Below are 13,881 nucleotides of genomic sequence, written 5' to 3'. Positions count from 1 at the left end.
CTGCCGAGCCGAATATGCGGCCTGAATTATCCGGTTGGGGGTCACTTCTCGATGGAAGACCCGCTGGATCACGGCCATCAGATCGTCGTCACCGATACGGAGAAGCTGTACGTCGCCGCCTCCGGAGCCACGTCCTTACTCTACGCTCGGAATGGCCGAGCCACTCAATCCATCGCCAAACCTGCTTTACTCGCGCTCGCGTTTCACTCAGAGCTGCAATCAAACTACCTTGCGTTTGGAGATTCCAGTGCCTGAACAATGTCATGTGGTGTTTGTCAGCCGGCAGCGTTTGGTCGGACGCACGAATGGCAGTTCAGCCTATTTGCTAGATCTGGCAAATGCCGTGGACCGCGCTGGACTGACATCCAGCCTGATCCAGCCTTCCCCTTCACTATTCGGTCGGATGCCTATTCTTCGCCTTCGGCCTGAAATGAGCATATTCTCCCGTCACCATGTGCGCGGTTCGATCCGGCTTGGGCGATATCTCGTTGCATTGAGTCCCTCCATATGGATATCGGCGGTCCACGGTGTCCTGGCAAAGGCGGCAGGACGCGCAGGTATAAATCTCAAATGGCTTCAGGACCGAAAAGCGCCTTACAGTATTGCAATGCCCTGGACACAGGCGGACAAAGCCTACGCCGCAAGCCATATACCCGATGGCTCGATCGTCATTGCAGATTATATTTTCCAGACAGAAGTGTTCGATGTTCTTGGACCCAAGGCGCGATCCACCGCGACCATCATGCATGATCTTTTTCACCCCCGTGCCGAAATGGCTGTCACAAAGGGAACCACTGACTCCGTTGCCTCCATCAATATGGTGGACGAGGTCGCAATGCTCGGTCGTGCCGACCTCGTAATCGCAATACAACAATCGGAGGCAGGGTTTGTCGAAGAGAACTTGCCCGGGCAACCGGTCATAACCGTTCCGATATCATTCTCGACAGTACACGAACCTCGACCCGGCAATGCCGCGGAAATCCTTTTTGTCGGAAGCAATACAGAACCCAACATCTCCGGATTGAAGTGGTTTTTGCAGAATTGTTGGCCGAAGGTTTTGGATTCAGTGCCAGGTGCCAAATTGAACGTTGCCGGAACCGTTTCCCTAGGGATGAGGGATTTTTCGGGCACTCCGTCGGTAAACTTCCTGGGTGTCGTCGACGACCTGGCGCAGATGTATGATAGATCAGGAGTTGTTATATCTCCCCTTACATTCGGATCCGGCCTCAAGATCAAACTGATCGAGGCCATGGCCTTGGGAAAGGCGATCGTCGCCACATCAATCACATTGCAAGGCGTTGAGGACATCGCAACCCATTCTGTATGTAAAGCCAACGACCCCGATGACTTTGCGTCGACGGTCATAGCTCTTGCACAAGACGAAAATTTGAGGATCAAGATGGGGCAAAGAGCCCTTTCAAAGGCCAAGAAGCACTTTTCCGCTTCAGCTGCGCAAGAAAAATTTGTAACCTGGCTAAAAGAGCAGCTCAACGATATTGAGATTTCCCACGAAAATGAATAACGGCGAAGTGAGCGTAATGCCGGTCACCTCCGATCCTCTTGACGACTATATCTTGAGGCGGTTTGCGCGCTCCATTTGACCTGCCACTGGTCTTCCATCCAGCCGCGACCGGAGTCTGGTTAGCATTGATCTGCTGCCCTACGACAAGGGGGCGAATCCGTCTGGCCTGTGAGCTATAGTTCACAAAGAGCCTGGTGCGTATCTCCTCCAGCTCGGCGCCGTCTTTGTGTGACTTGTGTCCTGCAATTTTGTTGCGTTCCTACATCACGGCGATATCGGGTCTTGGGGACGGAGCTCGGCTAATAGGGATAGCCGCGGCCTGGCGGGTGTCGCCACCGGCAAGGCCTCGGCTTTTGCTGGCATTGGCCTGTCGATCGCGTATTCGGGAGGAGAGGCGATGCGGGCCCTGTTGCAGGGGTCCGGAGCGGAGATTGGCTTTGGAACGGGACGAACCAGCATGACGACGATCTACATGGCGGGCCATGAAGGCATGGTGGGGCGGGCGATCCTGCGCCGGCTCGAAGAGCGGCGCATGGGCGGAGAGGAGATCACCTGTCTGACGCGGGAGCGGGACGCGCTCGATCTGCGCGAGCAGGCGGCGGTACGGCATTTCCTGCAGGAGACGCGCCCCGACGTGATCATCATGGCGGCGGGCCGATCGGGCGGGCCTGCGGTCCGCGCGACGGCGCCTGCGGATTTCATCTACGATACCCTGATGATGGAGGCGAACGTGATCCACGAGGCGCGTTCGGCCGGGGTGCAACGGATGGTGCGGTTCGTTCCTGCCGGTATTTACCCGGCAGGCGAGGAGGGCCCGGCGCAAGAGAGCCGGTCCCTGATCGACATGCTGTCGGCGTCGAGCGATCCCCATGCCACGGCCAAGGCGACGGGGACGAAACTGTGTGACTACTGCAACCGGCAGGCCGGGACCGACTATCGCACGATGGTGACAGCCGATCTTTACGGGCCCGGAGGGGATTTCGATTCCGAGACCGGGGATCTGCCATTGGCCTTCCTGCATAGGTTCCATACGGCGCGGAACGCCGGTCAGGATCAGGTTGCAATCGGCGAGAGCGATGCTTTGGGCAGCTTTTTGCATGTGGATGATCTGGCGGATGGGGCGCTTTTCGTCCTCGATCTGCCAAAGGCGGAGTATACGGCTGCTGCCGGGCACGGATATCTCAATATTGGCTCCGAGCACGCGATTTCAGTTTCCGATCTGGCGGTGCTGGCATCGCGCGTGACGGGCTATTCGGGCCGGATCGTGCGCGACCCGGCGCGGCGCGAGACCCGACCGTCGCGGGTTCTCGATGCCGGTCTGCTGGCCCGGCTGGGATGGTCACCCTCGATCGGTCTCGCGGATGGTCTGGCCGCGAGCTACGACTGGTTTTTCGACGCCAGGGGGTGAGTGCGAGAGTGCATTGCTGATGGGCAAGCAATGCAGCCGGATTTGTTGCTCCGCGCCGCAGGACAAGGCCTCGGGTCGATGCATCTTGCCGACCGAGTCGTCAGCGTTGTCGATCCCACCATCATATCTTTGCGACGACAGGATCGATCGTCTTTTCGAGCCTTCCGCAAACGACACTTGGCAGCATCGACGAGCTGCTGGCCGTTACCCTCTTTGCAACCGGGCGGGAAACACCACGGCGATCGAGATCGGACGCATCGCCGTGCTGCTCTCACGTCTTCCTTCAAGATGGAGGACGGGCTGGCGTTTGGTGATCCATCGGCATTCGACGGGCGGGATCTTTGCCGACAGTCTGCCGGAGGTGTGGGGCCTTCTGCCGGGTCGACTGCAAGGCCGGAGCGCGCGGTCGCCGACGCCGGGTTCTCACGCCCGTGGACCGTTTGGCGATCGCGCCGAGGAAGGCGTCATGGGTGCGAAAAAGCCTCTTCCAGAAAATTTTACATTCAGTCCCGGGCGTGACGCTGCTCATCCCTAGTCCCAAGGCGCACGGCCCTGAGCATCCTCGAGGCAGTAGGAGGCGTCATCGGCCATCTCCCGCGCCTCGGCAAATGTGTCGGCATGGAGGATGGCGTGACAGAAGAGGACGCGTTGCTTCATGAAGTGCGTCTCGTCGAGGATGTGTCGCTGGCGCATGAAGACGGCCGCCGCATGCCAGACCGCGGGACGGTGGGCGAGGCGCCGCAGGCGGATACGCCAGGACCTGCGCTGCGGTGCCTGCCTGGCCCGGTCGCAGCGCAGGTGCTCGCGAAAGAAGGACCAGTTGGTTAGCATGCCGTCGTGGGTTCGGGCATGCCAGATGTCGCTGAGGCCGCGGATCCGGACCACGGCCGTATCGGGATCGGTGTGCAGGCCACACGAGGCGAGAAGACGCAGGCAGTAGCCTGCTCGGAGGTAGCGGGGAGGGACGGTTTCGACAAGCGGTTCCATGTTGCGATCCATTGAGGGACTGAGAGATCACAGCATCCTTCAAGCCGTCGTCCCGATCTCCGGGTCTACCTCCCGAGGTTGGACGGGAAAACGATCTGGAATGCGAGGCGAGGAGTAGGCCTCCGGCATCGTTGCTCTGCCGCGACTATCAGGACGTGATGGCGCGTCCGACAAAGCGTCTTTGGACGGATGAGGAGAAGCGGTCGATCTGTTTGCAGACGACGGCACCGGATGTGTCGGTGACGTGGGTGGTGCAGCGCTGCTCGATGAATACCAACCTGATCTTCAAGTGGCTGCGCGGCCCGCGCATGCGTCGAAGGCGTCGGCAAAGCCGGATGCGGCCTGTTTCTTTCCGTCGAGATCGTCGATCGGCCAGTGCATGACGATAGTGGAACTGCCACCGATCCCGCGCCTGTGGCATGCACGATCGAGATCGACACCGCGCGGCCTCCTACACCACGAGCTGAGGCACTATCCGGCTGTGGATCAGCGGAGCCTACGATCCTGAGGCGCTGACCCGGTTGATCCGGGAGCTGTCCGCATGCTTTGTCCCGGCGAACACCCGCGTGTGGCTGGCGGCAGGTATGACCCGCACGCGGCCGCAGGCGGCGTCTTCGCGGTCGCGTCGGTCTTGGAGCCCTCGTCCTGTGCGTGATCGGCCCCTGGATGCTTTGCCTATCGGTTCGCCTGGCGGGACGCGCTGCAGCATTCCCGGGTATCGGCATTCCGGTCTCCAGGTCTACCTTCCGACGTTACCTGCAAGGGGCCGGATCGGGAATATGGGGGCGAGAACGTCGCTTACCTCGGCGAAGATCGGGGTGATGAACTGTCCGATATCGTCGTTCGACGTTTTGCCTTGCGGGGCGGTTTTCGCGATTTTGCGCAGCGTTGCTTTGATCTGGGCGTCTGAATGCTTGCTGAAATCGCCCATCGCGCCCAGGAGCCCGTTCATTTCGGATGTCCCGCCGAAGGGGAGGCCGATCCCTTGGCACCAGGCCCGATGGAGACCAAGGAGGCGTGCAGCCGCGTGCGGCCCTGCGGGATCGCCGATCTGATGGCGCAAGCTGCGAGCAAGCGCGATCTGGGTCACCTTGGCGGTCTTGAAGAGAGGCAGGTGACTGTACGCGCGGCGCAGGTTTTCGGCCCAGACGCTCACCGCGCCGATTCTGTTGTTCATCCAGGCCTCGCGCGTTGCGTATGCGTCGTAGAGATGATCGAGCGCGGGTCCACGGGCGCCGAGCTGCAACCGGGCGATCCGCAGGAGGGTGGCCATGGTTTTCGTCGCGTTGGCGACATTGTATCTTTTTCCCGGCCTGGCCTTGTGTGCCCCGGTGTCCCGGTCGCCGCGCGTGGAGAACCGGTCCGCGTCTATCCGGTTCAGCGCGGCCATCATCGCGGCGGGCATGGCCGAGCCGTCGAACGGGGGCACCATGGCCACTCGTCGATCGGGAGGGGCGGTGATATTGGAAAGCGCTGGCAGCATCAGGGCGCCCCAGCGGAGCGGGTCCTCGGAGAGGACGGGTTCGACATCATCGATCTCGGTCATCGGCTTCTTTCCCGGAGCGGCTTGGCGTTCGGGCAGGATCCTCCATCCGGGGGCCTTGGGGCAATACCGGGGCGGGTTTTGCGGGTCCGAAACATGTGGACAACGCCCTGTGATGTCGCGCCCGGCGGTGACCGGCCCTGCCAGGGTCGCCTGCGCGGCAGGTCGGCTTGGAAGAGTTCATGGGGCTACCTCCCGCGGGAGGATGCGGGGATATTGGAGACGAACATCCTGCTCTGCATCAGCAGCTTTGCGGGTGATCTTATGCTCGCCTGAGACGGGACCGTTCCCCAGGTCCCCTGAACGCGGGGGCGTGTCGTCGTCACTCCCCCTGATCATCTCCGCGTTTTTCGGAATTGGGGTGCGATCACCTGTCACTGCAATGATCCGGCCTCACTGTCCCATCGAACCGGTTGGAAAGACCTACTGGTTGTTTGTCACGCCGTGAAACACCTCTGCCAGGCGGTCGGATGCGACGGAATTTGCTGTCTTGCGGGGGGTATTGAGATAAGAGGGGGCGATTTCGTGGACGCGGTCGGTAACCGGGCCGCAATCGCCGTTGAGCATTTCGGCGCTCAGGATGGCGTTTTCATACTGCGCGCTGCGCGTGGCGAAGACGCGATGTCCGTAGGCATGATGGAGATGCACGTCGAAGACCGTCTCGCCCTCGGCTGTCTGCGCAGCCGTGATTTCGACACTGTGAAACATGGGGACTCCGGCTCTGGGTTCGCGCCATGAATGCCGGGTGCGGCGTTGGATTCACACATGGCAAAATGGGCAGGTCGGTCTTGAAACAATGTCCTGCGCCAGCCGGGTCTTTCTCGCCAGCGAGAACGAGGGGCGGCCCGGGGGTCTGAATTATGACCATTCTGCCATTTTCGTGTCTCGATGACGGGCATTGCGCGGACCGCGGTCGGGCTGCGCCTTTGATCGCGGGAGGTCGCGCCGCTACTGGCCGTCGCGATGTGTCAGCGTCACCGACAGCGCGCTCAGCATGGCCCCGAATTCGGGGTCGACGTCGATGCCTTTGCGGGTAAGGACGTGCAGCTCCTCGAACAGGACCTGGATCCGGTTCTTGTCCGCGTCCGAGAAGGCCGTTTCGCCACGGGCGAAGGCCCCGATGCTCTTGCTGCCGCCGGTCGAGGTCGCGATCACGGCCCAGTAATGAAGCCCGTATTCTGCCGCCGTGGTGAAGACCCCTTCCGTGTCGAGGTCTTCGAGGTCGGACCAGGGGGCGATCCCGTCATGGGTAAATCCCCATTTCACGGCCGGGTCCTTCATCACGAGGCCGGCGGTGGAATAGTAGGTTCGCCAGGCCTCGTCATAGGTCTGGAAGAGGTAGCGGGGGGCCGTGAAATCGATATGGAACGCGGCGGCAAACCCCTTTGGCGCCTCGGCTTTGAGGCGTTCGAGCAGGCCACGCAGTTCTTCGGTCAGTGTCATCTGGTTCCGCCGGAAAGCCGGGCCCGGACCGACCGGGTTGGACCTGATGGTATCATTTTCGGGGAAACTTGGCCATGCGATCCTGTTCGGGCGCCGTCGAAATCGGCCGCATGCGTATTCTGGCGGGCAGGGAAAATCGGGATCCACATGGTGCGCTCATCTGAAGTTCTTTTGGCGCGAAGTGCAAGGAGAGTCATCACCCATGGGTTGCAGGCAAGAGCTTGATCCAGCCGCGGTTCAGCCGGTCTGGGCTGGGGCTCCAAGGCGGCGCGGACGCGCGAGGACCCCGGTGAAAAAGCACGCAAGTTCGCCCAGCATGGTGACCAACCGGAAAGCTAGGGCCGTGATGATCGCCGCCTCCGGTGGTACGGTCGTCGACAGCAGGAGCGTGATGGCGGCCTCGCGGGTCCCGAGGCCACCCGGCGCGCCGGGCGTGACGTAACCCACCAGCCAACCGACCAACCCGACCGCCATTGCGAAGGCGGGTCCGGTGCCGGCGATACTGCCGGAAATGGCCGCAAATATCGCGCCGAGCGCTGCCATGAAGAGCATCGAGAGCAGCAACGGCCCCAAAAGCGGTGTCCAGGCGGTCCGCGCCTGGGGTGGCTGCAACCATCGGATGGCCAGGGCGGTCCCGAGGCCCAGTGTCGGCACCCCGAGAAGGAGCACGGCGGCGTCCCATCCCGATGGGAGGACGGAACCGGGCAGCGCCGGCGCCAGGAGCACGAGTACGAGCCCGGCGCCAAGCGGGGTCACGATCAGTTCCAACGCGCTGGCGCGGGCCAGGTCGGCCTTGCCGAGCGGGCCGGTGCGCAACCAGGCGGCGCGGGCGAGGATATGGGCGACGTTGCCCGGCAGATACCGGGCGATGAGTGTGGTGGTATAGGAGGGCCAAGTGCGGTTTCGGGGCTCTGTACCGTAGAGCGCGACGATCCGGTGCCAGTTTTCCGCCAACAGGAACAGTGCCGCGCCATAAACCAGGGCAAGGCCGCCGAGCAGGGCGGCCATGGTCCATCCCGGCCGCCAATCGGCCAAGGCTGCGCGGTGGTCGAGCCCCTCGTACAGCATGAACGCCAGGGCGACCGCCAGGCCAAGGGCCCCGGCGAGCCTTGCGAACCGGACCGGGCGCGTCATGCTGCCGGCTCTGCGCGGAAGAGCAGCGTTGTCTGATCTGGATAGGGCAGGGCTGGGGTCAGGCCACGCAGGGGGATGGCATCGAACGGGGATGCCGCGATCGCGCGGCGGTAGCGGCGACGGGCTGAATTGTCGAAGACGATCATGCCGCCGGGCGCGAGGTGATCCGCTGCATGGTCGAGACAGGCTTGCCGCGCGCGCCCGTCGATGACGATGAGATCGTAGGGCGTGGCCGGGCCGTCGTCGATCGTGCGGGCATAGGCGGCAAAACTCCTGCCGGTCTCGCCGGGTTTTGCCGACCGGTATTTCATGTCGGATGCGGGGGTGTTGTCGGGTGGCACGAGAGACAGATCGACCGGACCGAGATCGGACCGCGCGGCGAGTGCGATCTGCATGCGGTCATGCCACCCGCCATGGTGTTCCACGCTGGTCACATGCCCCGCCCGGCGCGCGAGCCAGGCCGTGCTTGCGCCAGATCCGTACTCGAAGACCCGTGCCTCGGGGCGGCTTGCCAGAAAGAGCGTCACGGCATCGATGGCGCGATAGGTCCACCAGGGCACGTCGAGGGCGATCATGGCGTCGAGATCGTGGATTGCTCCGAGCGAGCGGGTCCAATGTGCCAGCCGGGACCGGTCCTGCCGGGCATCCAGCCACCGGGTGAAGCCGGTTCCGCGCGACAGCGTCGCGAGGCCCCGGATCGTCGAGATGTAACTGCTTTTCAGGCGCAGGGCATGTGCCATGGCCGGGCCTCCCATGTCATGTCCCAACCCGTGGATCGCGGCAGATCTCGCCGATCCGGCTTGCGGGCAGGCTCGCGGTCCGCGCCCGTGCGCGGCAGGATGCAGCGTCCCAGGCGGCGAATGCCGAGGCCGGGTCTTCGCGGAACATCTGGCGGTAGTCCGTGGCCGCCTGGAGATTGAGACCCATGCCGATCCCTGTGGCCACGGCGAGGACCATGGCGCGCCTTCGCGACATTGTCCCGATCCTGCAGACCAGTCGCGGCAGGCCGATCAGAGCCAGCGCGGCGAGGAACGGCCACAGATCGAGCAGATAGCGCAGGGTGATCGTGGCATAGGCCAGGATCAGGATGGCGCCGATCCCGGTTGCGCCTGCCAGCATGCGTTGCCCCGGCGCGGCGTGGCGCAGCCCGGCAATCCCGGCGCTGGCCGCGACGATCCATCCGGTCCAGAGAAAGAGAAGGCCCGCGACGGGCGCCTCGATCCGGGTAAAACCGGTACGTGGGAGGGTGTAGCTTGCGTGAAGCAGCTGGGCCGAAATGTTCGCATCGATCATCTGCGCAGGCGGCAGGGCGGCATAGACCAGCGCATTGGGCACGATCCGCCCCGCGTGGAGGCGCCCGTGGTCGATGAAGGCTCGGGGGCGCAGGTCGTCCTCGTCCTCCAGGCCCCAGAACACGGTGCCGTATTGGATGTCGCTCTTTTCAAAACTGCCATGGGTCGCGGACACCGCACCGAACCGCGCCTCGTTCAAGGCCAGGTACCCCCCGCCGCCGACCCCCAGTATCGAAATGGCCACCAGGGGGGGTGCAAGCCGGCGCGAACCGCCGGCCCGGAGCGCCCAGCCTGCGGCCAGGACGACGCCCGCATAGAAGGCGACGGCGAGGCTCGGACGGGCATGGACGCAGGCCGCGGCGAGTGCCGCCAAGCCCATCAGCGCAGCCCCCGACATCCGTCCTGCCCGTACCGCGCGGGCCCAGATCAGCACGAAGCCCCCGCCAAGCGCATAGGCTTGGCCGATCGGCTCGTGGTAGAAGGCATGGCTGCCCGCCAGGAGAATGCCGGGACCGCCGAACCAGGTCAGCAAGGAGACAATCGCACGGGCCCGGGGCACGGCCAGGGGCACGACCTGCAGAAAGGCGGCGTGGTAGAGCGTACTGCCGATTACGGCCCAGAGCCAGATCGAGAAGGGGGCGAGACTGACCTGTCCGATCGCCATGACCGGGGCGAGCAAGGCCCGGGTCATCAGGGGCGCGAGGCCGTGGTAGAAATGGGCGGTTCCATCGGGCGTGTAATGTCCTTCGAGCCGCACCACGCGGGCCGGCAGGTCAAGCCGGCCCTCGCGCAGGGCCAGCCAGACCTGGTCGTAGAAGTCATGACCGAACGCCGGCAACTCCATCCGGACGGAGAGGAACAGAAAGACTGCGTAGAGCCCGGCGCCGATCCCTGCGATCGCGACGGACGGGCTCGGAAGGGTCGGACGGGTCTCCGAAATGGCTGTCACGCCCGTCATTCGGCCGCGATCTCGAAGGAAGACGGGGGCGTATGCGGGCCGAGCGGCGCCGCGCTCGGTCGATCGGCCCCGATCCGGCGCAGCTGCAACAACGCTTCTTCGGTCAATCTGCGGTTCGTCGCGATCGTGTCGCTGAGGAAAGCGATCACGATCGTCAGGTATCCCGCCAGCAGAAGCACGCCGCCCAGGACCAGTGATTGGACATGCCCGTCCCCGGCGCCGGTGGCGTAGAAGTAGAGGAACCGCAGGATCGGCAGGGCGCCGATCACGCTCATCAGGAGGCCGAGGCTCATGAAGGTCTGCAAGGGGCGATACATCACGCAGCTGCGCATCATCGTCACCCCCTGGCAGGCGGCGAACTGCCGGATCGATCGGAACAGACGCGAGGGGCGCGTCGCCGCGTTGGTTCGCACCGGAACGGAGACGACGGTCAGGCCGCGTTGCCCGGCATGGATCAGCGTCTCGATGGTATAGCTGAAGCGGGTCATGACGTTGATGCACATGGCCGCGTCGCGGCTATAGGCGCGGAAGCCCGTGACCGCGTCGGGAACTTCGATCCCGGCGAGTTGGCGCACGACCCGGCTGCCGAGACGTTGCAGCAAGCGCTTGGTGGGGGAGAACGCGCGGTTCTGGCCAGGGCGCCGGTCGCCCAGGACGATATCGGCCCGGCCTTCGAGGATGGGGCGGACCAGGTCGGGGATCGAACTGCCGCTATACTGGTTGTCGCCGTCGGTGTTGACGATGATGTCGGCGCCCTGGGCCAGGGCATTGTCGATCCCGGCCTGGAAGCTTGCGGCCAGTCCCTTGTTGGTCTTCTGTCGCAGGACGTGCTCGACCCCGGCGTGCCGGGCCACCTCGGCGGTCGCATCCGAGGATCCATCGTCGATCACCTGGATTTCGACCCGAGCAATTCCCGCGATCTCGCGTGGGATGTCGGCCAGCACGTCGGGCAGGGTCGCGGCCTCGTTGTAGCAGGGGACCTGGACAATCAGCTTCAAGGGGGGGCTGTTGGCGGGGCTACGGGGTCCCGGCGTGCGAAACGCGTACGACATCTGGCTCTCCTGATACCGGTTCCTTTCCGCCGGTCTTCGGGGCTGCGTGGCCGGACAATGTGGCTCTGGAATGACGATATCCGGCCTATTTGCCATCCCTTTGCATTTCCTGCGGTTTGGCGATGGGGCCGTTTTTCCCGAAGGGGCCTCGATTTTTCCGATGCGTCTGGTCGGGGCGGGTAGATAAGATGTGTTCGCCGCATTCAGCGGCTGAAAAAATACGCAGACGCCCGGTCAGCTTTGGAAGTCGGGTAACCCGGTAGACAACGTCAACTGAAAGCAATGCAGTTTGCCGCACCTAACGGCTGGAACCCTGGCCCGGCCGGGGTTTCTCTTTGTCCAACGGAGATTTGCCTCCTACCGCCCAGGCTGGATGGGTCCTGTCTGGCGCGCGCTTCTGTACCGTCACGACGGCTTTGGTCTCGGCTGTCTCTGCCGGCAGGAGATCAGGACCGCGGCCGGCGGGGCTCGCTTGTGGTATGCCCGACCGCGGCCGGGGGGGCGTTACGGTTCGCGGTCGGGCTCACGAGGAGCACGGCATCCCAGTCAAAGTAGTGGGTATGTGTGTGCAAGACTGTACGGCGCATGCCCCGTGATCCTTTGTTTCCCGTCTGAGCATAGGGCCGGAAGGGGCCTGCAGTTGGAAAAGCGCAAGGTTATCTTGGGGCAAGACCGTGTCAAAGGCCAAGACGGCCGGGCAGGGGAAAGAGCGCGGCGATCTCGCGATCCCCACCTTGCCGGTCGGCATGGCGCGCAGGCATACGCAGGATGGCGTATGTCCGCCCGTCAAGCGGGCTGTGATACTGGGCGCTGATCTGGTCCACGGCATAGCCCAGGCGCCGGAGGGAGCGGCGAAAGGCGGGAACGGTGAGCGTGACGAGCTCGTGTGATCCGTGCCCGATCGCAAGCTCGACGAGGCCGCGCACAACGAGGGCGAGCGCCTCCTCCCGGACCTGGCTATTGGGAAGGGTATCGCTCAGGACGAGCCGGGTGCATTCGGACGCTTCTCCGAAAGTCCGGCCCTGGGGCAGGACATCTGTGGGAATGCCCGGCAGCTTGCCGTCGGCGGCATCCTGAAGCATGCAGCCATGCGTCCCCCAGCGATCGGTGAAGCGCATGATCCGCGCGCCCGCGACGACGCGGCCGTCGAGCAGGGCTACGGAATAGGAGGAGACGGGGGTATCGTACTGGTCCAGTTCCACGGCGTCGTTGTGAGGGATGTTCCAGGCCAAGGTGTCGACGAAGAAGCGCTTTCTGAGCATGAGAAAGTCGTAGAACGCGGATCCGTGAAGATGCATGTCCTGGAAGCCGAACGTGGCTCCGGTGATGTTGCCTGCCATTTTGCCTCGATAGAGATTTTGCTTTTTGCCTCTCATATGAAGGTGGTATGGCGAATTTGGCACGTCATTCTCCCGTATTCCGGGCATTCGATGGCGCGTGTGTTGCAACGAGGTTCAGATCCAGCCCAGTTGCGTGGCCTGAAGGACAGCCTGGGTCGTGGTGCGCGCGGACATCTTCACCTTGGCATTTGCCAGGCGTTGTTTCACGGCACTTTCGCTGATGCCCAGCTGATAGGCAATTTCCTTCATCAAGAGTCCTGTGCCGAGAAGTTCGAGGGTCTTGAGCTCCGCAGAGGTCAGCGATTGTGGCGGGCGCGTCCTGGCATGGAGATCGATGACGAGATCTTGCAGCATTGCAAGTTCGTCCGCCGTGAACTCCCGGTCTGCGCGCGCAAAATTGCCGAACGAGCGGATGCCCGTTTCCTCTTCGTCGCGCATGCTGACGACGGCGCCAAAGGCAAGGTCGTAGGTCCGGGCCACTTGGAGCACGCCGCGGGCGTCGGCACCGGCGACTTGGCTCCACGAGATCGTACCGACATTGTCGTAGATCCATCGGATGACCGGATCGTGGAGCATGAAGCCAGATTGGGTATAGGTCTCGATCCAGGCCCGGGGGAAAGTGTTATGCTCGACCTCTGGAAAGGCGAAGCCCACGCGCAGGGCAATGTGGTACCCGCTCGGCGCGAGCGCCTCGAGGGGGCTTTCCTGGAGGAAATCTTCCAGGTCGTTCATCAACTCGTCACTCCGTCAGGCAGTGCCGTGGTCGCGGTCGAGACGCCCCGGCGTCTTTGAGCATATGACACGCATCACGCGTGCCGAAAGATGTGAAGACAACTGACGCTGAATCATGTGGCCAATCGGTGCTGCTGGCGAGGTCGGTTCCGCGTTGGCGCGTGAAACAGGGGCGGAGACTTTGAGGGGGCTTTCCCAGGCCCGGGCGGGTGTCGAGAGCGGCTCGTGTGGTTGCTGTCCGCCGTGCGTGAACAAACAGGCTGATCTTGGCATACTGGATCGGGCAGGCGTCCGAAAACTAACTTATGTGCATGAGGCGCGGATCGGTCTGGGTCGTTAGAGTGAGACAACTGATAGGACACCCGATGTATCTCATCTCTCTTCGCCATCTTGTCACGTGGACCGCGATTCGCAATCTCTTTGCGACAACCCGAGGCTGTGAGGTGCGCACGCACGCATATCAGATGGCC

General features: G+C 63.3%; 13 protein-coding genes. 3 read left to right on the top strand and 10 right to left on the bottom strand.

Translation table 11 applies throughout. The features are described 5' to 3' along the window. The first annotated feature begins 51 nt into the window (after nt 1-51). The 3 genes from PAA8504_RS22135 to PAA8504_RS16590 all read left to right on the top strand — a co-directional run bounded on the left by PAA8504_RS22135 (nt 52) and on the right by PAA8504_RS16590 (nt 2,930). Nucleotides 52-255: a hypothetical protein gene (locus PAA8504_RS22135; RefSeq protein WP_181375842.1), complete on the top strand. Its 204-nt coding sequence runs from the start codon at nt 52-54 to the stop codon at nt 253-255. Then, entirely contained in the window at nt 248-1,522 is a 1,275-nt protein-coding gene (locus tag PAA8504_RS16595) for a glycosyltransferase family 4 protein (RefSeq protein ID WP_181375841.1), read from the top strand. The genes PAA8504_RS22135 and PAA8504_RS16595 overlap by 8 nt, the downstream gene beginning before the upstream one ends. Before the next feature lie 457 nt (nt 1,523-1,979). Next, nucleotides 1,980-2,930: an NAD-dependent epimerase/dehydratase family protein gene (locus PAA8504_RS16590; protein WP_181375840.1), complete on the top strand. Its 951-nt coding sequence runs from the start codon at nt 1,980-1,982 to the stop codon at nt 2,928-2,930. A 531-nt stretch (nt 2,931-3,461) separates the two neighbouring features. Here PAA8504_RS16590 and PAA8504_RS16585 read toward each other — a convergent pair. The 10 genes from PAA8504_RS16585 to PAA8504_RS16535 form a co-directional block, all read right to left on the bottom strand. Continuing rightward, nucleotides 3,462-3,917: a hypothetical protein gene (locus PAA8504_RS16585; protein ID WP_146190517.1), complete on the bottom strand. Its 456-nt coding sequence runs from the start codon at nt 3,915-3,917 to the stop codon at nt 3,462-3,464. Between the two features lie 739 nt (nt 3,918-4,656). Continuing rightward, on the bottom strand, nt 4,657-5,463 hold the full coding sequence (locus PAA8504_RS22130) for a hypothetical protein (protein WP_181375839.1): 807 nt from the start codon (nt 5,461-5,463) through the stop codon (nt 4,657-4,659). Nucleotides 5,464-5,883: 420 nt separating this feature from the next. Then, nucleotides 5,884-6,168 carry a hypothetical protein gene (locus tag PAA8504_RS16570; RefSeq protein WP_108895316.1) on the bottom strand — a complete coding sequence of 95 codons (285 nt, stop codon included), beginning with the start codon at nt 6,166-6,168 and terminating at the stop codon, nt 5,884-5,886. A gap of 240 nt (nt 6,169-6,408) precedes the next feature. Further along, entirely contained in the window at nt 6,409-6,903 is a 495-nt protein-coding gene (locus PAA8504_RS16565) for an autoinducer binding domain-containing protein (RefSeq protein WP_108895315.1), read from the bottom strand. A gap of 237 nt (nt 6,904-7,140) precedes the next feature. Next, on the bottom strand, nt 7,141-8,037 hold the full coding sequence (locus PAA8504_RS16560) for a lysylphosphatidylglycerol synthase domain-containing protein (protein WP_108895314.1): 897 nt from the start codon (nt 8,035-8,037) through the stop codon (nt 7,141-7,143). Further along, nucleotides 8,034-8,777: a class I SAM-dependent methyltransferase gene (locus PAA8504_RS16555; RefSeq protein WP_108895350.1), complete on the bottom strand. Its 744-nt coding sequence runs from the start codon at nt 8,775-8,777 to the stop codon at nt 8,034-8,036. Before PAA8504_RS16555 ends, PAA8504_RS16560 begins: the two co-directional genes overlap by 4 nt. A 16-nt stretch (nt 8,778-8,793) precedes the next feature. Next, nucleotides 8,794-10,278: a hypothetical protein gene (locus tag PAA8504_RS16550; RefSeq protein ID WP_108895313.1), complete on the bottom strand. Its 1,485-nt coding sequence runs from the start codon at nt 10,276-10,278 to the stop codon at nt 8,794-8,796. Between the two features lie 5 nt (nt 10,279-10,283). After that, nucleotides 10,284-11,339: a glycosyltransferase family 2 protein gene (locus PAA8504_RS16545; RefSeq protein ID WP_181375838.1), complete on the bottom strand. Its 1,056-nt coding sequence runs from the start codon at nt 11,337-11,339 to the stop codon at nt 10,284-10,286. A 677-nt stretch (nt 11,340-12,016) separates the two neighbouring features. Then, a complete protein-coding gene (locus PAA8504_RS16540) occupies nt 12,017-12,679 on the bottom strand; it encodes an acyl-homoserine-lactone synthase (protein ID WP_181375837.1) in 663 nt (220 codons plus the stop codon). Between the two features lie 114 nt (nt 12,680-12,793). Then, nucleotides 12,794-13,411, bottom strand: coding sequence for an autoinducer binding domain-containing protein (locus PAA8504_RS16535; RefSeq protein ID WP_108895311.1), 618 nt, complete (start codon nt 13,409-13,411; stop codon nt 12,794-12,796). Nucleotides 13,412-13,881: the final 470 nt, after the last annotated feature.

Origin of the sequence: Palleronia abyssalis, assembly GCF_900302445.1 — a bacterium.
GTDB classification, from domain to species: Bacteria; Pseudomonadota; Alphaproteobacteria; order Rhodobacterales; family Rhodobacteraceae; genus Palleronia; species Palleronia abyssalis.
This window is presented reverse-complemented; position numbering and strand designations above follow the sequence as displayed.

What these genes read in the sequence shown, in the direction of transcription:
- PAA8504_RS22135 (WP_181375842.1), top strand. Translation starts at nt 52, where the DNA reads ATGGAAGACCCGCTGGATCACGGCCATCAGATCGTCGTCACCGATACG.
- PAA8504_RS16590 (WP_181375840.1), top strand. Translation starts at nt 1,980, where the DNA reads ATGACGACGATCTACATGGCGGGCCATGAAGGCATGGTGGGGCGGGCG.
- PAA8504_RS16585 (WP_146190517.1), bottom strand. Translation starts at nt 3,917, where the DNA reads ATGGAACCGCTTGTCGAAACCGTCCCTCCCCGCTACCTCCGAGCAGGC.
- PAA8504_RS22130 (WP_181375839.1), bottom strand. Translation starts at nt 5,463, where the DNA reads ATGACCGAGATCGATGATGTCGAACCCGTCCTCTCCGAGGACCCGCTC.
- PAA8504_RS16570 (WP_108895316.1), bottom strand. Translation starts at nt 6,168, where the DNA reads ATGTTTCACAGTGTCGAAATCACGGCTGCGCAGACAGCCGAGGGCGAG.
- PAA8504_RS16565 (WP_108895315.1), bottom strand. Translation starts at nt 6,903, where the DNA reads ATGACACTGACCGAAGAACTGCGTGGCCTGCTCGAACGCCTCAAAGCC.
- PAA8504_RS16560 (WP_108895314.1), bottom strand. Translation starts at nt 8,037, where the DNA reads ATGACGCGCCCGGTCCGGTTCGCAAGGCTCGCCGGGGCCCTTGGCCTG.
- PAA8504_RS16555 (WP_108895350.1), bottom strand. Translation starts at nt 8,777, where the DNA reads ATGGCACATGCCCTGCGCCTGAAAAGCAGTTACATCTCGACGATCCGG.
- PAA8504_RS16545 (WP_181375838.1), bottom strand. Translation starts at nt 11,339, where the DNA reads ATGTCGTACGCGTTTCGCACGCCGGGACCCCGTAGCCCCGCCAACAGC.
- PAA8504_RS16540 (WP_181375837.1), bottom strand. Translation starts at nt 12,679, where the DNA reads ATGGCAGGCAACATCACCGGAGCCACGTTCGGCTTCCAGGACATGCAT.
- PAA8504_RS16535 (WP_108895311.1), bottom strand. Translation starts at nt 13,411, where the DNA reads ATGAACGACCTGGAAGATTTCCTCCAGGAAAGCCCCCTCGAGGCGCTC.